We start from the raw sequence: 25,324 nt of genomic DNA, 5'->3' as shown, positions 1-25,324 counted from the left end.
TGCGGCCGTCATCTAAGCAGTAGGAGGGCGGAGCGCGGAGGCTCCGCGGCGATCAATCCAGCACGGAGGGGTCCTGCTGGATCATCAGTTCTTTCATTTCGGCGAAGTGCTGCTCGGAGAAGTCGGTGATGCCTTCCCAGGCCCGGGCGGTCTTTTCGGCGACTTCGGCGGACAGCACCTTGAGCGGCTGCCCGGTGGACCAGGCGGTGACCAGGATCTGGCAGGCCCGCTCCAGGGTCCAGATGTCGTCGAAGGCCTGGCCGATGGTGGGGGCGATCACCATGACGCCGTGGTTGCCCATCAGCAGCCGCTGCTTGCCGTCCAGCAGCCCGGCGAGGCGCGCACCCTCGGCTTCGGTATCCGCCATGCCACCGTAGAGTTCGTCCACCGCGATGCGATTGAAGTAGCGCGCGGTGTTCTGGTCGATGGGCGGCACCTCGGGCTTGGCCAGGCAGGCCACCGCCGTGGTGTAGACCGGGTGCAGGTGAAGCACGACCCGCGCCTCCGGCAGCCGGCGATGGATCTGCCCATGGATCGACCAGGCCGTCCGATCCACGTCGGGCCGCTCGGCGCCCTGGGGATCGTCCGCATCGAGCAGCAGCAGGTCGCTGGCGCGGATGCGCGAGAAGTGCTTCCACTTGGGATTGATCAGGAACTGCTTGCCGTCGGCGGAGACGGCGGCGCTGAAGTGGTTGGCGACCGCCTCGTGCATGCCGAGATGAGCGATGACGCGAAAGGTCGTCGCCAGATCGATACGCAGCTGTTCCTCGTGGGGCCGTTTCTCAGGAGAAAGTGCCATGGTCGTGACTCCAAAGGGGTCGTCCGCAGGGACGACCGTTGCAGGCTTAGAGCCTGTTCATAATCTCGCGAGCTAGAGCCAAACAAGGCGAAAAGGCCTGAGGAAGCGGAGTTTACGAGTGGTAAATGAGCATTCCGAAGGCATTTTCAACGCGGTTTGGCCGACGCGCAGCAGATTTTGAACAGGCTCTTAGGGCTTGGGCATCAGGGCGGCTATATCCGCCTCGGTGGGCGCCTGGAAGTTGTACTTCTTCAGCAGCGCGGCGTACTCCGGAGTGGCGCTGTATTGCTTGAGCGCGTCCACCAGGGCGGTCTTCACCGCGTCGTTGCCCTTCTTCACGCCGAAGCCGTTGAGCACCGGATAGATCAGGGTGTCGGAGGAGATCACCACGCGATTGCCGAGCTTTTCCACCAGGCCACGGGCCACGGCGGCGTCGGTGATCTGGGCCTCGACGGCCTTGGACAGCAGCGCCTGGGTGGTCTGGGGATCGGTGCCGTATTCGCTCACGGCGATGGGCTTGAGCCCGTTCTTCACGCAGTACTCGTCCGACAGCTTGTGCAGCTGCTGCAGCCAGGAAGTGGCGCCCATGGAGCCGATCTTGTGGCCGCAGAAGTCTTCCGGCTTCTTGGGCTGATAGTCGCTGCCCTTGAGCGCGATGATGGCCTCGCCGCTCTTGAGGTAGGGGATCATATCGATCACCTTGAGGCGGTCGGCGGTGATGTACATGGACGAGTTGGTGATGTCGAAGCGACCGCCCTGCAGGCCGGTGATGAGGTTGGGGAAGCGGGTGTCGAGGGTTTCCACGCTGCGGCCCATGATCTTGCCCAGGCCATCGACGAATTCGATGTCGAAGCCGGCCGGCTTGTTGTCCTGCACGTACTCATAGGGGAAGAAGGTCAGGTCGGAACCGGCGACCAGCTTGCCCGGCTGCAGGAAGTCGGCCGAGGCCAGAGTCGCGGTCAGCGCCAGGGTGGCGCCCAGTACGGTGGTGGTGAGGGTTCGAATCGAGGCGCTGCTGAATCTTTGCATGGCGGTGCTCCTTGAGGGGATGGGAAAGATCAAACGGCGGCCTGGTCGAGCCCGGCCTGTTGGACGAAGAAAGAGGCGCCGCGCGGTTTCTGCGGCAGGCGGACGCTGTTGGCCACACTGCGCACCAGACCGCTTTCCTGGCCGGCCACCAGCACCCCGGCGTGTTCGCTGGGCAGCGGATTCTCGCCGAAGGGCAGGGCGTCCTCGGCGGCGTAGACGCTGATGAACAGGGTGCGCGGCAATTCGGTCTGGTTGGGGCTGGAGGCGTGCAGCAGGCGGGTGTGCATGAAGCACACCGAACCGGCGGGGCCGAAGCAGGCCACCGGCTCGCCGCAGTGTTCGGCCACCACGCTGTCGTCGACCGCGCCGGTGAAGCGGCCATCCTGCCAGTGCGACCACAGCGGGCCCTTGTGGCTGCCGGGGATGACCGTGAGCGGACCGTTTTCCGGGGTAACCTCGCTGACCATCAGTAGCGCGGTGACCACGTCATCGTTGCTGTGCGGGGTGAAGAGGAAATCATGGTGCCATTTCACCTGGGTGGCGGTGTGCGGCAGCTTCGAATTGATCTTGCTGTGGTGGAAGCGGGTACCGCTGCCGCCGATCAACTGGGCCGCGACCTGGGCCATCCGCGAGGTGAAGGCGACCTGGCGATAGGCCGGGGAGATCTCGGTGGGCGAGCTGACCCGTCGCAGGGACGGGTGATCGGGCCGGTGGTCCAGCTCCACGTCAAAGCGCGCCCGGCCGTCCTGGGTCTCGCCCCACGCCTGCGAGTGGCTGCGGCTGTCTTCCACCCAGCGCTCGAAATCGGCCTGCAGGGCGGCGATCTCTTCGGCCGTCAGCAGGTTCTCGACCACCAGGTAACCGTTCTGGTGGAAACTTTCCAGTTGCGCTTGCTCGATCATGTCTGTTCTCCGAAAGCCAGGGGTGGGGGTCAAGCCAGGGACACGTCCTTGAGGAAGGCCTCGACGCGTGGATGCTGGCCGTTACGCAGTACCTGGGGCGCGTCGTCGCAGACCACGCGGCCCTTTTCCATGAAGACGATGCGGTCCGAGACCTTGAAGGCGAAGTTCATCTCGTGGGTGACGATCACCATGGTGATGCCCTCGTTGGCCAGGGCCTCGATCACCTGCAGCACCTCGTTGACCTTTTCCGGGTCCAGCGCCGAGGTGGGTTCGTCGAACAGCATGATCTGCGGCCGCATCATCAATGCCCGGGCGATGGCCACGCGCTGCTGCTGACCGCCGGACAGCTGGTGCGGATACTTCCAGGCGTGGTCGAGCATCCCGACCTTGTGCAGCAGGGCATAGGCCTGCTGCTTGAGCGCCGCGGGGGTATCCAGGCGGTGGTAGCGAGGGGCGAGCAGCAGGTTGTCCAGCACCGTGAGGTGGGGGAAGAGATTGAAGCTCTGGAACACCATGCCGATGTCCAGGCGATGCTCGGCGTGCTCGATGAAGCGCGGCTTCTGGGCGCCGTCCTTGCGCAGGTGGATGAAGGGCTGACCGTTGATGCGGATCTCGCCGTTGTCCAACTGCTCCAGGCCATTCAGCAGGCGGATCAGGGTGGTCTTGCCGGAACCCGACGGGCCGATCACCGACACCACTTCGCCCGGCTGGATCTGCAGGTTGACCGAGCCCAGCACCTCGACATCGTTGTAAGCCTTATGCAGGCGGGCAGCCTGCAGCGCCGGGGTGGCGGCGTCCCATTGCGGCTTGGCGCTGGCGGTGGAGGCCTGGGTGGCCAGGGCCAGCACCTGCTCATCGGGGGTACGCACCACCTTGCGTTGGGTGACGTCGAGGAAGCGCTCCAGGCGTTTGAGCAGGAAGTCGAACAGGGTGACGATCAGCACGTAGTAGAAGGCCACCGCCACCATGGTCTCCATGACCAGGAAGTTCTGCGAATACAGCCGCTGGCCCACCATCAGGATCTCGGTAAGGGAGATCACCGACACCAGGGAGCTGAGCTTGACGATGGAGATGTATTCGTTGGCCAGCGAGGGCAGCGCCACCCGCAGCGCCTGGGGAATGACGATGCGCCACTGGGTGCCGAGAAAGCGCAGCCCCAGCGCCCGGGCCGCTTCGCCCTGGCCCTTGGGAATCGACAGCAGGCCACCGCGGTGGATCTCGGCGACATAGGCCGTCTCGCTGATGACCAGGCCGATCAGCCCGGCCCAGAAGGGGTCGGCCAGCACCACCGAAGTGGCCGGTACGGCCTGGGGCAGGTTGTAGATGAAGATCAGCAGCACCAGCAGCGGCACGCTGCGAAAGAACCAGATGTAACCGCGAGCGGGGAGGCTCAGCGCCGGATACCGGGATTGCTTGGCCAGGGCGATGAAGAAGCCCAGGGCGATGCTGATGATCCAGGTGAGGGTGCTGAGTTTGATGACCGTCCAGGTTGCCAGCCAGAATTGAGTGTCGCCAATCAGGCTGAACATGTAGTTCCAGTCGAAAGTCATGGGAAGCCAACCTGTCGCCATTTCAAAGAAAGTGCGCACTTTCGCGGAGCGTTCGCACTGTTGCTGAGAACAGAATTGGCGTTCGCCAGACTTATCGTCAATTAACAAATTACGGGTCATTGCATAGGCTTTTCCTAAGTAGCTAGACACGGCATTTTGTTCTGTGCGCTGTACGCCCCAACGCGGGGCAAGATGCAATCATAGAGTGGTGAGATGCAGTCTTTTGGTGCGTTTTACCCCGGCAAACTGGCCTCTCGGGCGTTCGATGCCGTGGTCGCAATGCTGGATAAAATGGGCTGCGCAGCCCAGTCGCGGGGAATGGCATGGCTTTCGCTTTGAAAGCTTATTCTATGCAGATAAGTAATCTGCAAAGTTTTATCCTATGGAAGTGCCATGACGCGTTTCACCCTGAGACAACTTCGTTATTTCGTGGCGGTGGTCGAGGAAGACAGCATCGTCGAGGCGGCGCGGCAACTGCATATTTCCCAGCCGTCCATTTCCGTGGCCATCAAGAATCTCGAAGAAAGTTTCGAGCAGAAGTTGTTCATTCGCCATCACGCCCAAGGGGTTTCTCTCACCGCCAGTGGCCGGCGGCTGTATGAAAAGGCCAAGGAGCTGCTGCGACTGTCCCAGGAGTTGGAACAGAACGCCAAGGCGGAAAACGAGATGGTCTCGGGCACCGTGGCCATCGGCTGTTTCGAATCCGCGGCGCCGCTCTATCTGCCCAAGCTGGTCGCCGGCTTCAAGCGGCTCTATCCCGAGATCACCATCCAGCTGCACGACGGCGAGCAGCACGAACTCATGCACGGTGTGCACCGAGGTCGCTTCGACCTGGTGTTCCTCTACGATCTGGAACTGGGCGACTCCATCACCAAGGAAAAGCTCAACGCCCCGCACAAGCCCTATGCGCTGCTACCCGCCGCCCACCCCCTGGCGGGCAAGAAGGCGGTGACCCTCAAGGAGCTGAGTCGCGAACCCATGATCCTGCTGGACGTGGTGCCCAGCCGTAACTACTTCATCGACATCTTTAAGGAGAAGGGTTACCACCCCACGGTGGCCTATAGCTCGCCCTCCATCGAGATGGTGCGCTGCATGGTAGGGCAGGGCCTGGGCTTTTCCGTGCTGGTCACCCGGCCGACGACGGACATCACCTACGACGGCAAGCGCCTGGCCCAGGTGAACATCCACGACGACATGCCGGCCTCCACCTTCATCATGGCCTACCTGCGCAACAACGAGCCGACCAAGGCGACGCGGTTGTTCATGGACTATTGCCGCGGTGTGGACCTCTCGCCGCTGGCGCCGGAGCTGTCGTCTTAGGTTCTGGACGAAAAATCGCCGAGCGTAGGTAACCCGTGGAAAAGGCTGCGCGGTTTTCCATGCTACGAGCAGGGTCACGAAACGTTGAACGACTCATTGATGTGAGAATGAGTATCAATTAGAGTTTTGCGTTCCTAGTTCAATGGACGCAGAAATGCTATCGCCTCTTGCTCTGCCGCAGGCTTCACGTCAGCCCAGGCTCTCTTTCGATGAGATAACCCAGCCGACCACGCAGCCCTCCCAGCCGAAGCCTGTAGGGCAGCGTCTTGCCGATCATGGTTTGGCCCTGGGTCAACTGTTCGATCATCACCGCAGCCGGCTGCTCACCCTCGCGACGCGGCTACTCGGGTGTCGCAAGCGGGCCGAAGATATTGTGCAGGAAGCCTTTCTCAAATTCTGGGAGCGGCGCGATTCCCAGGAGGTCATGGAGCCTTCGCGCTATCTGTATCGGGTGGTGCAGAATCTGGCGGTCGATCAGCTGCGCCGCCGGAAGCTGGAGGAGCGCTGGTTCGCCAGCCCCGATGAACAGGCCGAGGGCCTAGCCGGTGAGGTGTCCGCCGAGCGCGTGGTCCAGGCCCGGGAGGAGATCGGCTTGGTGGTCCGGGCGTTGCGGCAGCTGCCGGCACGCACCCAGGATGTGATCACCCTGTGCCGGGTCGAGGGCCTGACCCAGCGCGACGTTGCCCGGCGGATAGGGGCGTCGCCGGCGCTGGTCAATGTCCTGTTGCAGGATGCCACCCTGCATTGTCGCAAGTCCCTCACCGGCAACTGTCTTGCCCGTCATTGTCCGAAGCGAGGTCGCCCATGACCCTCATCCGCCTCATCCTGCGCTATCGACCCCTGGCCACCACCCTGGTGCTGCTGCTCAGCCTGGGCGGGGCCCTGCTCAGCGTCGGGGTGATCGCCTTCATCAACTGGCGGCTGGTCACCCCGCAGGCGGCGTTGACCGAGGCGCTGCTGCAGTTTCTCGGCTTGCTCCTGCTGTTGCTGGCGATGGCCGCCAGCGCCCAGGTGGCTCTGACCGCGCTGGGCCACCGTTTCGTCTACGATCTGCGGCGGCAGGTGGTGAAGCGGGTGCTGGATACCGACATCGAACGCCTCGAAGCCGTGGGGGGACCGGCCATTCTGGCCAGCCTGTCCAGCGACCTGCGCAACCTCACCCTGGCCTTCGTGCAGCTGCCGGGACTGCTCTACGGTGCGGTCTTGACCCTGGCAGCCTTTCTCTATCTGGCCTGGCTATCCTGGTCGTTGTTCCTGGTGACCCTCGCCTGGATGACGGTGACCCTGGGCCTGGGTTGGCTGTTGGTGACCCGGCTCAATCGCCATCTGCAGCTGCTGCGCGATGCGGAGAATCGCCTCTACGAGGACTACCAGGCCCTGATCGAGGGCCGCAAGGAGCTGGCGCTGAATCGGGCCCGCGCCCAGCGGTTCTTCGAAGAGGATTTCGAGGTCAGCGCCAGTGGCTATCGCGATCACGTGACGCTGGCGGATCGTTACAACGCCATCGCCAGCAACTGGGCCAACACCATGGTGCTGGGCACCATAGGCCTGGCGTTCTACCTGGCCAACGGTCTGGGCTGGGCCAGCACGGAGGTGGCTGCCACCTATGCCCTGACCATCCTGTTCCTGCGCACGCCGCTGGTGATGGCGGTCGGGGCGTTGCCCCCGCTGATGGCGGGGCAGGTCGCGCTGGAGCGGGTCGAGGCCCTGGCCCTGGCGCCCGCCGCGGAGACGTTCGCCGAGCCGGCACCGGCCTTTGCCAGCGACTGGCAGCGTCTGGAATTGCGTGGCGTGGAGTATCGCTATCAGACCCAGGGCGATGAGCAGGGCTTCGACGTGGGCCCCCTGAATCTCACGCTCAGGCGTGGCGAAACGGTGTTCCTGATGGGTGGTAACGGCAGCGGCAAGTCGACCCTGGCGCGCCTGCTGACCGGCTTGTACCAGCCGCAACGCGGCGTCATCGCGGTGGATGGCAGGGTAGTGGGCGAGGCCGACCGGCCGGCCTATCGCCAGCTGTTCGCCTCGGTCTTCACCGACTTCCATCTGTTCGACCGCCTGCTCGGGCCGGATGGCGGGATTGCCGACGGGGCTCAGGTGCAGACCTGGCTGCGGCGCCTGCATCTGGAGTTCAAGGTCCGGGTGGCGGCGGGGCGCCTGAGTGATACCCGCCTGTCCCAGGGCCAGCGCAAGCGGCTGGCCCTGCTGTTGGCCATGCTGGAGGGCCGCAGTATCGTCCTGCTGGATGAGTGGGCCGCAGACCAGGACCCGCTGTTTCGCCAGCTGTTCTATCGGGAATTGCTGCCCCTGATGAAGGCGGCGGGATTGACGGTGTTCGCCATCACCCATGACGACGCCTATTTCGATCAGGCCGATCGGCTCTTGAAGATGGATGGTGGCCGCCTGGTGGAACTGGTCGGCGAGCAGCGCGAGCGGGCCAGTCGCGATGCGCTACGGGAGATCGCCGGCTAAGGGTGAGAACCCGTCGCCGATGTGGACAGCGATCGGCAAAAAAGCCCTGAACAAGCGGCAGGGCTGTTCGTCGATGAGGGTGAGAATGATTGTCAGTCGTGCTACGGCTCGAGGGCAATCCCACCCGGTTATCGACGAGAGGTTCGCATGGAACAGGTCCACGACTACATCGGCATCGGCTTCGGGCCTTCCAACCTGGCGCTGGCCATCGCCGCGGACGAGCAGGCCGCCGAGCGCCAGATCCAAGGCTGCTTCATCGAGCGCAAGCCGGCCTTCAGCTGGCACGAAGGCATGCTGCTCGAGGGCAGCACCATGCAGATCTCCTTTCTCAAGGATTTGGCGACCCTGCGCAATCCGGCCAGTCGCTTCACCTTCATCAACTACCTGAAGGAACGCGGACGGCTGGAAGACTTCATCAACCTCAAGACCTTTTTCCCCAGCCGCGAGGAGTACAACGACTACCTCGGCTGGGCGGCGGCCGCCTTCGCCGAGCAGGTGCACTACGGCGAGGAGGTGGTGGCGGTGGAGCCCTGGTACCGCGACGGCAGCCTGGACGCCGTGCAGGTGGTATCTCGCGATCAGCAGGGCACCTTGCAACGGCGCCTGGGGCGCAACCTGATCCTCGGCATCGGTGGGACCCCGCAGGTACCGCCGGCCTTCGCCGGGCTGAGCGATGCGCGGGTGCTGCATTCCTCGGCCTATCGCGGGCGGATCGAGGCGTTGCTGGCCGATCCGGCCCAGCCGCGCCGGGTGGCGGTGATCGGCGGCGGCCAGAGCGCCGCCGAGATCTTCCAGGATCTGACCCAGCGCTTTCCCCAGGTCGAGGCGTCGCTGATCCTGCGGGGCGGGGCACTCAAGCCGTCCGACGATAGCCCCTTCGTCAACGAGATCTTCAATCCATCGTTCACCGACCGGATCTATGCGCAATCGCCGGAGCGCCGTGAGCGGCTGTTCGCCGAGTACCGCAACACCAACTATTCGGTGGTGGATCTGGAGCTGATCGAAAACCTCTACCAGCTGTTCTATCTGCAGAAGCTGCGTGGCCAGGAGCGCCATCGCCTGCTCTGCGAGCGCGCCGTGGTGGCCTGCCGGCCGTCTGGGCAGGGGCTGGAGCTGGAGCTGGAAGGGCGGCTGGACGGCAGCCGCACCATGCTGAACTACGACGTGGTGATCCTGGCCACCGGTTATCGCCGCGACTACCACCAGCATCTGCTGGCCGGCCTGCGCGAGCACCTGCAAGACGGCGAGCCAGACCGCCACTACCGCCTGCCGTTGGCCGCGGGCGGGGCGGTCCAGGTGTTCCTGCAAGGCGGCTGCGAGGTCAGCCACGGCCTGTCCGACACCCTGCTGTCGGTCCTGGCGATTCGCTCCGCCGAGCTGGTCGAGGCCATGACCCTCGCCAGCGCGACGCCGCTGGCGATGCGTTCCGCCTGAGCCACCCGCCACTTCCTTCTTTATCGGGACGCTGCCGTGGCGGCGTCCGGCCTTCTTTTTTTGCAGGTGAAGCCATGACCTCCCGAGCGGATCAAGCCGAACATTTCGTCGACGTCCTCGATTTCTACGCCGAGCGCCAGCCGGACAAGACGGTGCTGCGGCATCTGACCAATGACGAGACGCCCCAGCTGACCTCCTATGCCCAACTGCGCGAGCGGGCGCTGAGCCTGGCCGGCTATCTGCAGGAGCGCCTGGGGCAGACCCGGGGCGAGCGTTGCGTGCTCCTGCTGCCCAGTGGTCCGGACTACGCGGCGGCCTTCTTCGCCTGCCTCTATACCGGGGTCATCGCCGTGCCGGCCTTTCCCCCGGAAAACAGTCGGCAGATGCACATCGAGCGCCTGCGCGGCATCCTCGACGATGCCCGGCCGCGGGTGGTGCTCGGCGAGCGGGCCTGCCTCGCCGCCCATGCCGAGACCCTGGCGCAGGCGCTGCCCGAGGGCGCGCTGTGCCTGGCGGTGGAAGACATCGAGGCCAGTTGGGTCCTGGCCTATCGACCGCAGGTGGTGGACCCTTCAGCGCTGGCCTTCCTGCAATACACCTCGGGTTCGACCTCGGCGCCCAAGGGCGTGATGGTCAGCCATGCCAACCTGATCGCCAACGAAAGGGCCATGCAGCGCGGCTTCTTCACCGGGCGCGACGAGGAATGGGTGAGCTGGTTGCCGCTCTACCATGACATGGGCCTGATGCTCGGGCTGCTGCTGCCGATCTTCCACGGCGGCACCCTGACGCTGATGTCGCCCAATCACTTCCTCACCCGTCCAGCGCGCTGGCTGCAGGCGCTCAGCCAGTACGGTGGCACCGTCAGCGGCGGGCCGGACTTCGCCTACCGCCTGTGCGTGGAGCGGATCAGCGACAGTGCGCTGGCCGAGCTCGACCTGAGTCGTTGGAGCATGGCCTTTTCCGGTTCCGAGCCGATCCGGGTGGACACCTTGGATGCCTTCTGCGAGCGCTTCGCCGCCGCCGGCTTCCGCCGCCAGGCGCTGACGCCGGCCTATGGCCTGGCCGAGGCGACCCTCTATGTCTGCGCCCACGAGCCGACCGACGAATTCCGTATCCAGCGTTTCGCCGGTGACGCCCTCGGCGCCGCCGGTGCCGAGGCGGCGCTGCAGCACGGCCGCCTGGCCGGCTGCGGCTGGTGCGATGCCGACCACGAACTGCGGATTGTCGATCCGCACACCTTGCAGCCGCTCGGCGAGGCGCGGGCCGGCGAGGTCTGGGTCGCCGGTCCTAGCCTTGCGCAAGGCTACTGGAACAATCCAGAGGCTACGGCCGCCGCCTTCGTCGAGCGCGATGGTCGCCGTTGGCTACGCACCGGCGACCTGGGCATCGCCGCCGAGCGCGAACTCTATATCGCCGGGCGGCTGAAGGATATCATCATCCTCAACGGCCAGAATCTCTATCCGCAGGATGTGGAGTTGGTGCTGGAAGAGCAGGTGGCCGACTACCTGCGGCGCGGCCGGGTGGCGGCTTTCGCCCTGGCAGGCGAGGACGGCCGCGAGGGCATCGGCCTGGCGCTGGAGATCAGTCGCAACGTGCGCCGCCTGGTGCCGGCCGAACGCATCTGCGCCGCCTTGGTGGAGGCCTTGACCCAGGCCTTCCAGGTAGCGCCCAGGGCCATCGCCCTCTTGGAACCCGGCACGCTGCCGCGCACCACCAGCGGCAAGCTGCAACGCGCCGCCTGCCGGGCTGGCTGGTTGGCCGGCAGCCTGGACAGCTTCGCCGAGTGGCGCGATGGCGCCCTGGCCCAGGGCGAGCCCCAGGCAGCGGCGCCGGCCGTATTGCCCGAGGTGCGCGCGGCCTGGGCCGAAGTGCTTGGCCGTGACGATCTCACCGCCCAGGCGCATTTCTTCGCCCTGGGCGGGGATTCGGTCGCCGTGGTGCAGGTGCAGGCCCGGCTGCGCGAGACGCTCGGCGTGTCTGTCGATCCAGCACTGCTGTTCGAGGCCTCGACACTGGGCGCCTTTTCCGCCCGGGTGGCCGCGCTGCCGCGGGAAGCCGCGGCGGAAGGTCCCGTCGCCGAGGATGCGCCCCGTGCGCCCCAATCCTTCGCCCAGCAGCGCCTGTGGTTTCTCGATCAGCTGGAGCCGGGCAACGCCGCCTATCACCTGGCCGGTGAAATCCACCTACAGGGCGCCTTGGACGTGGCGCGGCTGGAGCGGGCGCTGGAGGCCCTGGTACAGCGGCATGCCGCACTGCGTACCCGCTTCAGCGCCGGTGCCGGCGAGGTACCCGAGCAATGTATCGAGGCCCTGGCCCAGGGGGCGGTGGAGCACCATGACCTGAGCCAGACGGCAGCGCCGGAGCAGGCCCAGGCCACCTTGGTCGAGAGCCTGGTGCGCCGTCCGCTGGACCTGCGCGAAGGCCCGCTGTGGCGCATGGCGCTGATCCGTCGTGACGCCGAGGATCACCGCTTGTTGCTGGTGCTGCACCACATCATCGCCGACGGCTGGTCGATCCAGGTGCTGCTGGAGGATTTCGCCGCCCTGTACCGGGCGGAGCCGGGCGAGACGTCCGCGCTGGCGCCGCTCGCCATCAGCTATGCCGACTTCGCCCGCTGGCAGCGTCGCGAGTTGGCCGGTGCAGCCCGCGAGCGGCAACTGGCCTACTGGCGGACCCAACTGGCCGACGCACCCGCGCGGTTGGAGCTGGCCTGCGACCGCCCCCGGCCGCCGCAACAGAGCGGCCGGGGCGCGCGCTTCGCCTTCAACCTGCCCGCCGCAGTCAGCCAGGGACTGCGTGACCTGGCCCAGGGCCAGGGGGCGACGCTGTTCATGGTCGGCCTGGCGCTGCTCCAGCTGCTGTTGCAGCGCCATAGCGGCAGCAGTGACCTCTGCGTGGGCGTTCCCGTGGCCGGACGTACCCGGCGGGAAACCGAGCGGCTGATCGGCTTCTTCGTCAACACCCAGGTGCTGCGTTGCCAACTGGACGGCGCCCGTTCGTTCAGCGTCCTGCTCGATCAGGTCAAGCAGCGCGCCCTGGAAGCCCAGGCCCACCAGGACCTGCCGTTCGATCTGCTGGTGGAAGCCCTGGCGCCGGAGCGGCACCTAGGCTGGAATCCGCTGTGCCAGGTGAAATTCACCCAGCAGTTCCCGCTGCCCCAGGCGCTGGACCTGGGCGGGGTGACGCTATCCGCGCGGCAGCTCGACGATGGCGCCGCGCACTTCGATCTGGGCCTGGACATCACCGACGTTCCGGCGGGTATCGAGGCGGTGTTCACCTATGCCACCGACCTCTTCGACGCACCGCGCATCGCCGCGCTGGCGGCCGATTTCGCCCACCTGGCCCAGCAGGTGGTGGCCGATGCCAGGCAACCCCTGGCGCGCTATCGTCTGGCCCAGGAGACCCCGGGTCTGGCGGGCGAGTCTTTAGCGTTCCCGGTGACGGATCTGCTGGCGCTGTGGCGCGCGGGGTTGGCGCAGGCCGGGGAGGGGCCGGCGGTGGTGGCCAGCGATGCCCACCTGAGCCATGCGCAACTGGAGGCCGACAGCAATCGCCTGGCGCGGACGCTGCGGGACCGGGGCGTCGGCGCCGAGGTGCGGGTCGCGCTCTGCCAGCCGCGGCAGGCCAGCTTCGTCGTCGGCCTGCTGGGCATTCTCAAGGCCGGCGGCGCCTGTGTCTTCGTCGATCCCAAATGGCCCGCGGCGCGCCAGTCCCAGGTACTGGCCGACAGCGGCGCCCAGTTGCTGCTTGGCGCACCCGTGCCCGAGGGGCCGCCCACGCTGACGCTGGACGCCGCGGCCGACTGGCGGCAGGCCCCGGCGGACGCGTTGGCGGTCGAGGTGCTGCCGGCCCAGGCGGCTTACCTGATCTACACCTCCGGGACCACCGGTCGGCCCAAGGGCGTGGTGGTCGCCCACGGCGCCATCGCCAACTATGTGCAGGGCGTGCTGCAGCGGCTGGCGCTGCCGCCGCGGGCCAGCTTCGCCATGGTGTCCACCGTCGCCGCCGACCTGGGGCATACGGTGTTGTTCGGCGCCCTGGCCAGCGGCGGTACCTTGCATCTGCTGGATGACGAGGTGGTCCAGGATGCCGACCGCTGCGCCGAGTACTTCGCACGCCAGCCGGTGGCGGTGCTCAAGATCGTCCCCACCCATCTGAACGCCTTGCTGCAGGCCACCGACCCGGCGCGGCTGCTGCCGTCCGTGGCCCTGGTACTTGGCGGGGAGGCGCTGCCGGCGCCGCTGGCCGACCGGGTGCGGCAACTCCAGCCCGGCTGCCGGTTGTTCAACCATTACGGCCCCACCGAAAGCACCGTAGGTGCCCTCACCGCGGCCCTCGACGATGCGGCGGCGGTAATCGCCCTGGGCACGCCACTACCCAATCTGCGCGCCCGGGTGCTGGACGCCGACCTCAATCCGCTGCCCGCCGGTGCCGTCGGCGACCTCTACCTGGGGGGCGCGGGCCTGGCACGGGGTTACCAGGGCCGCCCGGGCGATACCGCCGCGGTCTTCCTGCCGGACCCCTGGGCGCCCGGCGAGCGCCTCTATCGCACCGGGGACCGGGTACGCCTGGCCGCGGATGGTCGCCTGGAATTCCTCGGGCGCAGCGACGACCAGCTCAAGGTGCGCGGCTATCGCGTGGCGCCGGGCGAAGTCGTCACGGTCCTGCTGGCGCAGCCCGGTGTCGGGGCCGCCCATGTGCAGCTGGATGGACGCGGCCAACTGGTGGCCTATGTGACGGGCCGGGAGCTCGACGGCGAATCCCTGCGGGAGCGCCTCGCGCAGCACCTGCCCGAGGCGCTGGTGCCGGCCCAGATCCTGGTGCTCGAGGCCTTCCCGCTCACCGCCAATGGCAAGCTGGACCGCGCACGCTTGCCGGAACCCGAGGCTCGCCAGGCCGAATTCGCGGCGCCCCAGGGCGAGGTGGAGATTGCCTTGGCGGCGCTGTGGAGCGAGGCGCTCAAGGTGGAACGCGTCGGGCGCGAGGACAACTTCTTCGCCCTGGGCGGCGACTCCATCCTCAGTCTGCAGATCATCGCCCGGGCTCGGCGCCAGGGGCTCAAGCTCACGCCCAAGCAGCTGTTCGAGCACCAGACCATCGCCGCCCTGGCCGCGGTCGCCGTGCCCGCCGCCGCGCCCGTCGTGGCCAAACCGCCGGTGGCTGCCGTGACAGACGAGCTGCCCCTGACACCCATCCAGGCCCGCTTCTTCGGCGAGCCGGTCAAGCAACGTGCGCACTGGAACCAGTCCGTCATCCTCGAACTGGCCGCGCCGCTGGATGCCGCGGCCCTGCGCCAGGCGCTGGCGGCCTTGGTCGCCCGCCACAGCAGCTTGCGCCTGGCCTTCGTACCGACCGAGCAAGGCGGCTGGCGCCAGCAGGTGCGGCTCCAGGAAGACGCGGAACGGCTGCTCTGGACCTGCCAGGTGGCCGCCGAGGCCGAGCTGGCCCCGCTGTTCGACGAGGCCGAACACAGCCTGGACCTCACACGCGGACCCCTGCTGCGAGCGGTGCTGGCCGAGGGGCCGGAACAGCGACCCCGGTTGTTGATCGCCATCCATCACCTCGCCGTGGATGGCGTCTCCTGGCGCATCCTGCTTGACGACCTGGCGCTGGCCTATCGACAGCTGGCCGCCGGTGCGTCCCTCGCGCTGGGCGATACGGGCAGCGACTGGAGCGCCTGGACCCAGCAACAGGCGCAACGCGCCACCGAGCCGCGGTTGCAGCAGCAGCGCGGTTACTGGGAAGCGGTCACCGCGGTCCCCGAGACCCTGCCTTGCGTCGATCCGCAAGGCCGCTGCCAAGTCCGCGATGCCGGTAGCCTGGCGCAACGACTGCCGGTGGCGCTGACCGAGCGGCTGCTGAAGATACCCGGCACCGAAGCCGTGTTGCTGGCGGCACTGGCCGAGGCGCTGCGGCAGTGGACGGGCCGCGCGGCCACCCGCATCGCCCTCGAAGGCCATGGCCGCGAGGATCGCGGCGGCGCCCTGGAATTGAGTCGCACCCTGGGTTGGTTCACCTGCCTGTATCCGCTGGTGCTGGGCGCCGAGTCCAGCCCTAGCGCCACCCTGGCGCGGGTGCGGCGGACCCTCGCCGAGGTACCCGAGCGGGGGCTGGGCTACGGCCTGCTGCGCTACCTGGGCGGTGCCACCCTGGCCGATACCCGCGATGGCCTGACCTTCAACTACCTGGGCCGCTTCGAACGGCCGGTGGTAGACGGCTTCCCGCTGCGGGGGCTGGAGCTGCGCAGCAGTCGCGACCCCGAGGGCCCCCTGACTAGCGCCCTGGTGCTGGATGCCCAGGTACGGGACGGCCAGTTGCGCCTGGATTGGCGCTATAGCGCCGCGCGCTTCGCGGCGGACGCTATCGAACAGTTGCATCAGGGCTTCGTGGACGCGCTGGCGGCGCTGCTCGACGGCGCCCAGGCGCCGGAAGCCGAGCACGAAGCCGTGCTGCCCCTGGCACCCATGCAGGAAGGCATTCTCATGCACAGCCTGCTGGAGCCGGGCAGCGGCATCTACCTGATGCAGGACCGCTACGAGCTGCGCCAGCCGCTGGCGGCCGAGACCTTCTGCCAGGCCTGGGAGGCCGTGGTGGCGCGGCATCCAGCGCTGCGCACCGGTTTCCAGGAAGTGGACGGCGAATGGCGCCAGGTGGTGCATCGCCAGGTGCCCTCGCCGGTCAGCCTGCTGGACTTCAGCGACCGGCCGCGGGAGGAGGGCCTGGCCGCGCTGGAGGCGTTGTTGGCCGAAGAGCGCTGCACTGGCTTCGATTTCGCCCGGCCACCGCTGCTGCGCCTGCGCCTGGTGACCTTCGGCCCGAACGACTACCAGTTGGTGCAAACCCATCACCATGTGCTGATCGACGCCTGGTGCCGCGGCCTGATGCTGGGCGAATTCTTTGCTCGCTATCGGGCGGCCGTCGCCGGGACCGAGCTGGCGCTGCCACCCGCCCGACCCTATGCCGACTTCCTCGCCTGGTTGGGGGCCCAGGATGCCGCCGCGGGTCGCGCCTGGTGGCGCGCCGAGCTGGCCGGCGTGGAGGCGGCCACGCCCTTGCCCTATCGCCGCCAAGGCCTGGCCTCGGGCGAGATGCGCGACGAAGCCGTGGCGCTGTCGGCAGAGGCGACCCGCGCCCTGGCCGCCCAGGCGCGGCGCCACCAGCTGACCGCCAATACCTTCGTCCAGGCGGCCTGGGCGCTGTTGCTAATGCGCCACAGCGGCCAGGACGAGGTAGTCTTCGGCGTCACCGTCGCTGGTCGGCCGCCCGAGCTGGAGGGTATCGAGGAAGCCCTTGGCCTGTTCATCAACACCCTGCCATTGCGCGTCGCCCGGCCGACCGCCGAGGTGCCGGCGCTGGAATTGCTGCAGCAGTTGCAGGCGCGCAACGCGGAGTTGCGCCAGCATGAGCACCTGCCGCTGGCCGAACTGCAGCGGCTGGCCTCGGTCCCGGCCGGTGAGCCGCTGTTCGAATCGCTGTTCGTCTTCGAGAACGTGCCCCTGGGCGGCGCGGTGGAGGAGGCCGTGCGCGAGTTCGGCATCACCCCGCTGGCCAACCGTACCCACACCAACTATCCGCTCACGGTGGTCCTGCTGCCGGGTAGCGAACTGCGCCTGCAATTCACCTTCGACAGCGGGCTGTTCGCCGCCGCCGACATGCGCACCCTGCTGGGCCAGTTCGAGCGCCTGCTGCTGGCCCTGATCGAGGCGCCGGAACGCTCCCTGGAACAGCTGGAACCCTTGGCGCCGGACGAGCGCGAACGCCTGCTCGGCTGGGGCCGCGGCTCGGCTCAGCCGCATTGGTATCAGTTGCCCTGGATCGAACGCTTCGAAGCCCATGCCGCCGACCATCCGGAGCGGTTGGTAGCGCGCTGCGGCGAGGCCAGCCTGAGCTATGGCGAGCTGGACCACCAGGCGGGCCGGCTGGGCCGTGCCCTGGTGGCCGAAGGCATCGGTCCGGATCAGGTCGTGGTGCTCTGGGCGCCGCGGGGGCTGGCGTTGCTGACCCTGATGGTCGGCGTCTTCAAGGCCGGCGCCGGCTACCTGGCGCTGGACGAACGTCATCCCCCGGCGCGCAGCACCCGGCTGCTGGACGGCAGCGCCGCACCGGTGCTGGTGGTGCCCGAGGCCGAGCGAGAGCGGGCCGAGGCCATCCTGGCGCTGACGCAGAGAGCGCCACGGCTGCTGATCCTTGAGGAACTCCTGGCTGGGCAGCCCGAGGGCGGCCCTGGCGTGCGCAGCCGGCCGGATCAACTGGCCTACGTGATCTTCACCTCCGGCTCCACCGGCGAGCCCAAGGGGGTGATGGTCACCCAGCAGGGCATGCTCAACAACCAGCTGAGCAAGCTGCCGTACTTGCAGCTCGGCGAGGACGACGTCATCGCCCAGACGGCGGCCACCGGCTTCGATGTCTCGGTCTGGCAGTTCCTCACCGCGCCGCTGTTCGGCGGCCGGGTGGAGATCGTCGCCGAAGCCGAGGTGCAGGACCCGGCGCTGCTGTTGGCGCGCGTCGCCGCCAGCGGGGTGAGCGTTCTGGAATGCGTGCCGACAGTGATCGCCGCGCTGCTGGAGTTGCCGCCGCAGCCCTTGCCGGCGCTGCGCTGGCTGCTGCCCACCGGCGAAGCGCTGGCACCCGACCTGGCGGCGCGCTGGCTGCAACGCTATCCCGGCATCCCGCTGGTGAATGCCTATGGCCCGGCCGAGTGCGCCGACGACGTAGCGCTTCAACTGCTGCGCGCGCCCCAGGCCGACATCCCCATCGGCAAGCCGACCGACAACACCCGGCTGTTCGTGCTCGATGGGCGGCTGCGCCTGGTGCCCCGCGGCGGGGTCGGCGAGCTGTACATCGGCGGCGCCGGCCTTGGGCGCGGCTATGTGGGCCGCGCCGGGCTGACGGCCGAACGCTTCGTACCCAATCCCTTCGCGGCCGGAGAGCGCCTCTATCGCAGTGGCGATCTGGTGCGCTGGAACGCCCGTGGCGAGCTGGAGTACGTCGGTCGGACCGACTTCCAGATCAAGTTGCGCGGCCAGCGCCTGGAGCCGGGCGAGATCGAGGCCCTGCTGCGGGCGCAACCAGGTGTGCGGGACGCCGCGGTCGCCGCCCAGCCCACACCCCAGGGGCCGCAACTGGTGGCCTACCTGGAGCCCCAGGGCAGCGAGCGCCCAGGCCTTGCCACGTTGCGCGAAGCCCTGGCGCAGCGCCTGCCGTTGTTCATGGTGCCGACCCAGGCGCTCTGGCTGGAGCGGCTGCCGCGCACTGCCAACGGCAAGCTCGACCGCCGGGCGTTGCCGGTACCGGCGCTGGACGCCGCACCGGGGCAGCCGCCGCAGAGCGACACCGAACGGCAGCTGGCCGCCCTGTGGCAGGAACTGTTGCAGGTGGCGGAGGTGGGCCGCGACGCCGACTTCTTCGCCCTGGGCGGCCACTCGCTGCTGGCCACCCGCCTGCTGTCGCGCATCCACGAGCGACTCGGCGTGCGCGTGCCCCTTGCCGCGGCCTTTACCGCCACCACGGTAGCGGCCCAAGCCGAACTCATCGACACCCTGCGCGAGCAGACCCTGGACGACGCTCGCCTGGACGCGCTGGACGCGCTGCTGGACGAGCTGGAGGAGACCCCTTGATGTTGCACGACAAAGCCCAGGCCCTGGCCAAGCGTTTCCTCGGCCTGCCGCCGGCTCAGCGCCGTACCTTCCTCGCCAAGTTGCGCGACCAGGGCCTCGATGCCGCGGCGCTGCCGATTCCCGGCGGCGCCGCGGCGGCCTGTGCGGAAACCTCCCATGCCCAGCAGCGGCTCTGGTTCCTGGAGCGCCTGCAACCGGGCAATGCCGCCTACCACCTGCCGGGTGCCTTGCGCCTGCACGGCCGACTGGACGAGCGCGCGCTGCGTGAGGCCTTCGCGGCTCTCACGGCGCGCCATCCCAGCCTGCGTACCACGCTGGAAGAGGGGCCGGGCCGTACGCCGCTGCAACGGGTGGCCGACACCTGTGAGGTGCCGCTGGAGACGCTGGGCGAGGTCTCGCCCCAGGACTTGCCGGCCGTGGCCCGCGCCTTCGCCAACCGGCCCTTCGACCTGGAGCGCGGGCCACTGTGGCGACTGGGCCTGGCGCGTGGCATGGAGGGAGCGCCGGCGCATCTGCTGTTGTGCCTGCACCATGCCATCGCCGATGGCTGGTCGATCCAGATCCTGCTGGACGACTTCGCCGCCTGTTATCGCGCGGCACTGGAGGGGCGCGCGGCCGAGCTGCCCGCCGTACCGGTCAGCTACGCCGATCATGCACTCTGGCAGCGCGCCTGCCTCGACGCTGGGGACGGCGAGCGCCAACTGGAGTTTTGGCGCGCGCGCCTGGGCCGCGAGCACCCGGTGCTGGAATTGCCGGCCGACCGGCCGCGCCCGGCGGCGCCCAGCCAGCGTGGCGCGCGGCTGAGCTTCGAGGTGCCAGCGCCCCTGGCGCAACGCTTGGGCGACTTCGCCCGGACCCAGTGCACCACGCTGTTCACCGTGCTGCTGGCCGCCTATGCGACCCTGCTCGGTCGTCTCTCCGGCCAGCGCGACCTACGCATCGGCGTACCCGTCGCCGGGCGCCAGCGCAGCGAGGTCGAGCGGGTCATCGGCTGCTTCGTCAACACCCAGGTACTGCGCCTGGAGCTGGCAGCCGACGCGGACTTCCTGGCGCTGCTGACCCAGGCCCGGGAGCGGGTACAGGAGGCCCAGGCCCATCAGGACCTGCCTTTCGAGCAACTGGTGGACGCCCTGGCACCGGAGCGCACCCTCAGCCATCACCCCCTGTTCCAGGTGCTCTACAACCACCAGCCGCGCCAACTCGACGCCCTGCAACTGGGGCCCGAGCTGAGCGCCGAACTGCTGCCGCTGGACAATGGCAGCGCCCAGTTCGATCTGGCGCTGCATACCTGGGAACTGGCCGACGGCAGTCTCGGGGGCAACTGGAATTATTCCAGCGATCTCTTCGAACCGGCGCGCATCGAGCAACTGCACGCCCGTTTCCTGGTGCTGTTGCAGGCCCTGCTCGACAAACCACAGCAGCCCCTGGCCGAGGCGCCCCTGTTATTGCCCGAGGAGCCCAAGCGCCTGGCCCATTGGAACGCCACCGCGGAAGCCTATGCGCCACTGCCGCCCGCTGGCGTGCTGGGTGGCTTCCTCGAACAGGTCGCCTCGCACCCTGAACGCGAAGCCCTGTGCCTGGACGAGCGTCGCCTGAGCTACGCCGAACTGGACCAGGCCGCCAATCGCCTGGCCCATCACCTGCGCGGGCGCGGCATCGGCCGCGAAAGCCGGGTCGGCGTGGCCATGCTGCGTTCGGTGGAGATGGTGATCGCTCTTTACGGGGTGCTCAAGGCCGGCGCGGCCTATGTGCCGCTGGACCCGGACTACCCGGCCGAACGCCTGGCTTTCATGCTGGAAGACTGCGGCGCCAGCTTGTTGCTCAGTCATGGCCCGGCACTGGCCCTGCTGCCCAATGAACTCGATTTGGATGTCCTGGACCTGGAGCGGCTGGACCTGTCCGGCGAACCGGCCAGTGCGCCCGAGCTCCAGGTACACCCCGAGCAACTGGCCTATCTGATCTACACCTCGGGTTCCACTGGCCGGCCCAAGGGCGCCGGCAACACCCAGGTGGCGCTGTACAACCGCCTGCAGTGGATGCAGGCGGCCTATGGGTTGGACTCACACGACCATGTGCTGCAGAAGACGCCCTTTAGCTTCGACGTCTCGGTCTGGGAATTCTTCTGGCCGTTGCAGACCGGCGCTCGTCTGGTGCTGGCGCGTCCGGGTGAGCATCGCGATCCGGCGGCGCTCAGTGCCCTGATCGCCCGCGAAGGCATCACCACGCTGCATTTCGTGCCCTCCATGCTGGCTGCCTTCCTGGCCCAGGACGATCTGTCCGGCTGCGCCAGCCTGACCCGTATCGTCTGCAGTGGCGAGGCGCTGCCGGCGGAGCTGGCCCAGGAGGTCCGTCGGCGGCTGCCCCAGGCGGCGCTCTACAACCTCTATGGCCCCACCGAGGCTGCTATCGACGTCACCCACTGGACCTGCCAGGAGTCCGATCGCCTGGCGGTACCCATCGGCCGACCCATCGCCAACCTGCAGATCCATATCCTCGACGAACGCCTCAATCCGCAACCCATCGGCGTAGCCGGTGAGCTGTACATCGGCGGTGTCGGCCTGGCGCGTGGCTATCTGGGCCGTCCCGGGCTGACCGCCGAGCGTTTCGTCCCCGATCCCTTCACCCCGGGTGGGCGGCTGTATCGCAGTGGCGATCTGGCCCGCTGGCGCGACGACGGTGCCCTGGACTACCTGGGCCGGTTGGACCACCAGGTCAAGTTGCGCGGGCTGCGCCTGGAGCTGGGCGAGATTGAGGCGGCGCTGCGCGAGCTGGCGGGCGTGAGCGAGGCGGTGGTGCTGCTGCGCCAGAGCGCCACCGGACCCCAACTGGTGGGCTACCTGGTGACGCCGAGCCTGGACGAGGCGGCATTGCGCCAGGCCCTGCTGGCGCGGCTGCCGGACTTCATGGTGCCCAGCCATCTGCTGGCGCTTGATCACTTGCCCCTGACCCCCAACGGCAAGCTGGACCGCAAAGCCCTGCCGGAGCCCGCAATTACCCAGCAGGCCTATCGCGCGCCGGAGCCGGGCATCGAGAGCGAGCTGGCCGCGCTCTGGGCCGAACTGCTGCAGGTGGAGCGGGTAGGGCGGGACGACAATTTCTTCGCCCTGGGCGGCGATTCCATCCTCAGCCTGCAGATCATCGCCCGCGCGCGGCGCCTGGGGCTGGTGTTCAGTCCGCGGCAGTTGTTCGAACGCCAGACCCTGGCCGAATTGGCCCCCGCGGTGCAGCGCCTGGAGACGCCCGGCGAAATCGCCGCCGAACCCCGTGAACCCTTTGTGCTGGCGCCCATCCAGCACGCCTTCTTTGCCCGTGAGCTACCGCGCCCCGAACACTGGAACCAGGCGCTGCTGCTGGAACCGGAGACGCCGCTGGAGCCCGAGCGCCTGCGCCGGGCCCTGGCGCGGCTGGTGGCCACCCACGGCGCTCTGCGGCTGGGCTTCGCCCAGGCCGAGGGTCACTGGCAGCAAGGCTATCGCGCCCGCGAAGACGCCGAGCTGCTCTGGCATTCGGCGGTGAGCCGTGCCGAGCTACCGGCCCTGGCCGACGAGGCCCAGGCCAGCCTGAACCTGGACCAGGGACCGCTGCTGCGCGCCGTGCTCGCCGACCTCGCCGAGGGCGGTCAGCGCCTGTTGCTGGTGATCCATCACCTGGCGGTGGATGGTGTGTCCTGGCGTATCCTGCTGGATGACCTGGCGCGCGCCTACGCCGAGCCCGAGCAGGCGTTGCCGGCGGCGACCCCCTATGCCAGCTGGGTCCAGGCGCTGCAAAGCCTGGAGCTGGACGGCGAAAGGGCCTATTGGCAGCAACTGCCGGCGGCGCCGGCCTTGCCCTGCGACGATCCCGCCGGGCGCGCCTGGGAGCGCGACGCCCAGCGCCTGAGCCTGCGCCTGGACGCCGAGCGCACCCGCGAGCTGCTGACCCAGGCGCCCACCGCCTTCCGCACCCAGGTCAACGACCTGCTGCTTACCGCCCTGGTGCGGGCCCTGCATGGTTGGAGCGGGCAGGCCGAGGCGCGGCTGCTGCTGGAAGGCCATGGCCGGGAAGATCTCTTCCCCGGACTCGATCTGAGCCGGACCCTCGGCTGGTTCACCAGCCTCTATCCAGTCCGGTTGGGCGACCAGGCCGATCTCGCCACTAGCCTTAAAACCATCAAGGAGCGACTGCGAGCTATCCCGCGCGGCGGCCTCGGCTACGGCCTGCTCCAGGCCCGTGGCGAAGCGGGGCTGCCGGACACCGCCGGTTCGCTGCTGTTCAACTATCTGGGCCAGCTCGACAGCGACCTGGGTGGCTTCCGGCTGGCGGAGGAGTCGGCTGGGCAGGCGCGCGATCCTCGCACCCCACTTGAGGCCGAACTGGCCCTGGAAGGGGCCGTCCGCGGTGGCGAGTTGCACTTCGTTTGCACCTACAGCGGCCAGCGCCATGAGGCCTCGCGTATCCAGGCCCTGTTGGCTGCCTTCGGCGCGGCGCTGGACGAGGTCCTCGCCCTGTGCCGCCAGAGCAGTGGCGCGACCCCTTCGGACTTCCCGCTGCTGGCCCTGACCCAGGCGCAACTCGATGCGCTGCCGCTGGCCGCCATCGAAGAGCTCTATCCCCTCACGCCCATGCAACAGGGGCTGCTGTTCCATGTCGAGCTGGGCGGCGCGGGCGATCTCTACGTCAACCAGGTAGGCGTCGAGTTGGACGGGCTGCCCAAGGCCGCCTTCCTCGACGCCTGGCGGCAGGCCCTGCGGCGCCATGCCGGGCTGCGCGCCGCCTTCCTGCGGCTGGCCGGCGAAGGCCGGGCGGTGCAGGCCATCTGGCGCCACCTCGACCTTGCCGTGCGCGAACTGGATTGGCGCGACCGCCCTCTGGATTCGGTCGCCCTGGCCGATCTGCAGCAGGAAGAGCGAGAGCGCCCCTTCGATCTCGCCAGGCCGCCGCTGATGCGCCTGCTGCTGGTGCGGCTCGGTGATGAGCGCTGGCAGTTGGTCTGGACGCTGCACCATATTCTGCTCGATGGCTGGAGCAGCGCGGCGCTGTTGGCGGAAGTCCTCCAGGCGACCCGCGGCGCGGCGCTGCCGGCAGCGGGTCGCTACCGCGATTACCTCGCCTGGCTGGCCAGCCGTGACGCGGCGCGTAGCGGCGAATTCTGGCAAGGACAACTGGCCGACTTCGAATTGCCGACCCGTCTGGCCGACAGCCTCGGTCGCTCGACCACGGCGGACGATCCGCGTAGTGGCGAACAGCACCTGATCCGCGACCGGGCCCCGCTCGACGCCGCCGCCCGGCGGCTGCACGTTACCCTCAATACCCTGGTGCAGGCGGCCTGGACCCTGTTGCTGCAACGCTACACCGGTCAGCGCCGGGTCGCCTTCGGCGCCACCGTCGCCGGTCGTCCGGCCGAGGTCGCTGGTAGCGAGCGGCTGCTGGGGCTGTTCATCAATACCCTACCGGTGGTCCAGGCGCCCGCCCCGGAGCTGACCGCCACCCAATGGCTGCCCGCCCTGCAGGCCCACAACCTGGCCCTGCGCGAGCACGAGCACACGCCGCTGTTCGAGGTGCAACGGCTGGCCGGGCATGCCGGTCAGGCACTGTTCGATACGCTGCTGGTCTTCGAGAACTACCCAGTGGACACCGCCCTGCGCGGCGCTACCCAGAAGGCACCGACCATCGGCGCGGTGACGGTAAGCGAGCGCACCCACTATCCGCTAAGCATCGCCGTCATGGCCGGTGAGCGCTTGGAACTGCACCTGCACTACCAGCGCGCCCGCTTCGCGCCCGCTCAGGTGCAACGCCTGGCCGCCCACCTGGGGCAGTTGCTCGACGGCCTGGTCCGCCAGCCGGAAACGCCCCTGGGCGACCTGCCGCTACTCGATGCCGAAGGCCTGGCCACCTGGCAACGCTGGAATCCACCTGCGCCCGCGAGCTTGGCTGAGCCACTGCTGCCCACACTGATCGCCGAGCAAGCCCGTCGCCAACCCCAGGCCATCGCCCTGGTGCATGGCCAAGAGCGACTGGACTTCGCCACCCTGGAGGCGCGCTCCAATCGCCTGGCGCATTGGCTACGCGGGCAGGGCGTCGCGGCCGAGACCCGTGTAGGCGTGGCCTGCGAGCGCGGCGTCGACTTGTTCGTCGCCCTGCTGGCGGTACTCAAGGTCGGCGGCGCCTACCTGCCGCTGGACCCGGACTATCCGGCCGAGCGCCTGGCGCTGATGCTGGAAGACA

General features: G+C 68.3%; 10 protein-coding genes. 6 read left to right on the top strand and 4 right to left on the bottom strand.

The features are described from left to right. Positions 1 to 52: 52 nt before the first annotated feature. The 4 genes from QZ471_RS08990 to QZ471_RS08975 all read right to left on the bottom strand — a co-directional run bounded on the left by QZ471_RS08990 (position 53) and on the right by QZ471_RS08975 (position 4,280). Positions 53 to 799: a class II aldolase and adducin N-terminal domain-containing protein gene (locus tag QZ471_RS08990; protein WP_295462850.1), complete on the bottom strand. Its 747-nt coding sequence runs from the start codon at positions 797 to 799 to the stop codon at positions 53 to 55. A 189-nt stretch (positions 800 to 988) separates the two neighbouring features. Next, positions 989 to 1,828 (bottom strand): ABC transporter substrate-binding protein, encoded by an 840-nt coding sequence (locus QZ471_RS08985; RefSeq protein WP_295462848.1) that lies wholly within the window; start codon positions 1,826 to 1,828, stop codon positions 989 to 991. 29 nt (positions 1,829 to 1,857) lie between these two features. Further along, positions 1,858 to 2,730 carry a phytanoyl-CoA dioxygenase family protein gene (locus QZ471_RS08980; RefSeq protein WP_295462846.1) on the bottom strand — a complete coding sequence of 291 codons (873 nt, stop codon included), beginning with the start codon at positions 2,728 to 2,730 and terminating at the stop codon, positions 1,858 to 1,860. A gap of 29 nt (positions 2,731 to 2,759) precedes the next feature. After that, on the bottom strand, positions 2,760 to 4,280 hold the full coding sequence (locus tag QZ471_RS08975) for an amino acid ABC transporter permease/ATP-binding protein (RefSeq protein WP_295462844.1): 1,521 nt from the start codon (positions 4,278 to 4,280) through the stop codon (positions 2,760 to 2,762). A 393-nt stretch (positions 4,281 to 4,673) separates the two neighbouring features. Between QZ471_RS08975 and QZ471_RS08970 the strand changes: the two genes are divergently transcribed. The 6 genes from QZ471_RS08970 to QZ471_RS08945 form a co-directional block, all read left to right on the top strand. Beyond that, positions 4,674 to 5,600, top strand: a complete 927-nt coding sequence (locus QZ471_RS08970; protein ID WP_295462843.1) for a LysR family transcriptional regulator — start codon at positions 4,674 to 4,676, stop codon at positions 5,598 to 5,600. A gap of 280 nt (positions 5,601 to 5,880) precedes the next feature. Beyond that, positions 5,881 to 6,408, top strand: coding sequence for a sigma-70 family RNA polymerase sigma factor (locus QZ471_RS08965; RefSeq protein ID WP_295462841.1), 528 nt, complete (start codon positions 5,881 to 5,883; stop codon positions 6,406 to 6,408). Further along, entirely contained in the window at positions 6,405 to 8,069 is a 1,665-nt protein-coding gene (locus QZ471_RS08960; protein WP_295462839.1) for a multidrug ABC transporter permease/ATP-binding protein, read from the top strand. The genes QZ471_RS08965 and QZ471_RS08960 overlap by 4 nt, the downstream gene beginning before the upstream one ends. A 147-nt stretch (positions 8,070 to 8,216) precedes the next feature. Next, on the top strand, positions 8,217 to 9,503 hold the full coding sequence (locus QZ471_RS08955) for a lysine N(6)-hydroxylase/L-ornithine N(5)-oxygenase family protein (RefSeq protein ID WP_295462837.1): 1,287 nt from the start codon (positions 8,217 to 8,219) through the stop codon (positions 9,501 to 9,503). A gap of 74 nt (positions 9,504 to 9,577) precedes the next feature. Further along, positions 9,578 to 19,120 carry a non-ribosomal peptide synthetase gene (locus QZ471_RS08950; RefSeq protein ID WP_295462834.1) on the top strand — a complete coding sequence of 3,181 codons (9,543 nt, stop codon included), beginning with the start codon at positions 9,578 to 9,580 and terminating at the stop codon, positions 19,118 to 19,120. After that, positions 19,120 to 25,324, top strand: a 6,205-nt coding sequence (locus QZ471_RS08945; protein ID WP_295462832.1) for a non-ribosomal peptide synthetase, incomplete at its 3' end; no start/stop codon positions are given. The genes QZ471_RS08950 and QZ471_RS08945, both read left to right, overlap by 1 nt.

The sequence above is a fragment of the uncultured Pseudomonas sp. genome, from assembly GCF_913774235.1.
Classification (GTDB): domain Bacteria; phylum Pseudomonadota; class Gammaproteobacteria; order Pseudomonadales; family Pseudomonadaceae; genus Chryseomonas.
This window is presented reverse-complemented; position numbering and strand designations above follow the sequence as displayed.

Excerpts from the sequence above, each read along its gene's own strand:
- QZ471_RS08990 (WP_295462850.1), bottom strand. The coding sequence starts at position 799 with ATGGCACTTTCTCCTGAGAAACGGCCCCACGAGGAACAGCTGCGTATC.
- QZ471_RS08985 (WP_295462848.1), bottom strand. The coding sequence starts at position 1,828 with ATGCAAAGATTCAGCAGCGCCTCGATTCGAACCCTCACCACCACCGTA.
- QZ471_RS08980 (WP_295462846.1), bottom strand. The coding sequence starts at position 2,730 with ATGATCGAGCAAGCGCAACTGGAAAGTTTCCACCAGAACGGTTACCTG.
- QZ471_RS08975 (WP_295462844.1), bottom strand. The coding sequence starts at position 4,280 with ATGACTTTCGACTGGAACTACATGTTCAGCCTGATTGGCGACACTCAA.
- QZ471_RS08970 (WP_295462843.1), top strand. The coding sequence starts at position 4,674 with ATGACGCGTTTCACCCTGAGACAACTTCGTTATTTCGTGGCGGTGGTC.
- QZ471_RS08960 (WP_295462839.1), top strand. The coding sequence starts at position 6,405 with ATGACCCTCATCCGCCTCATCCTGCGCTATCGACCCCTGGCCACCACC.
- QZ471_RS08955 (WP_295462837.1), top strand. The coding sequence starts at position 8,217 with ATGGAACAGGTCCACGACTACATCGGCATCGGCTTCGGGCCTTCCAAC.
- QZ471_RS08950 (WP_295462834.1), top strand. The coding sequence starts at position 9,578 with ATGACCTCCCGAGCGGATCAAGCCGAACATTTCGTCGACGTCCTCGAT.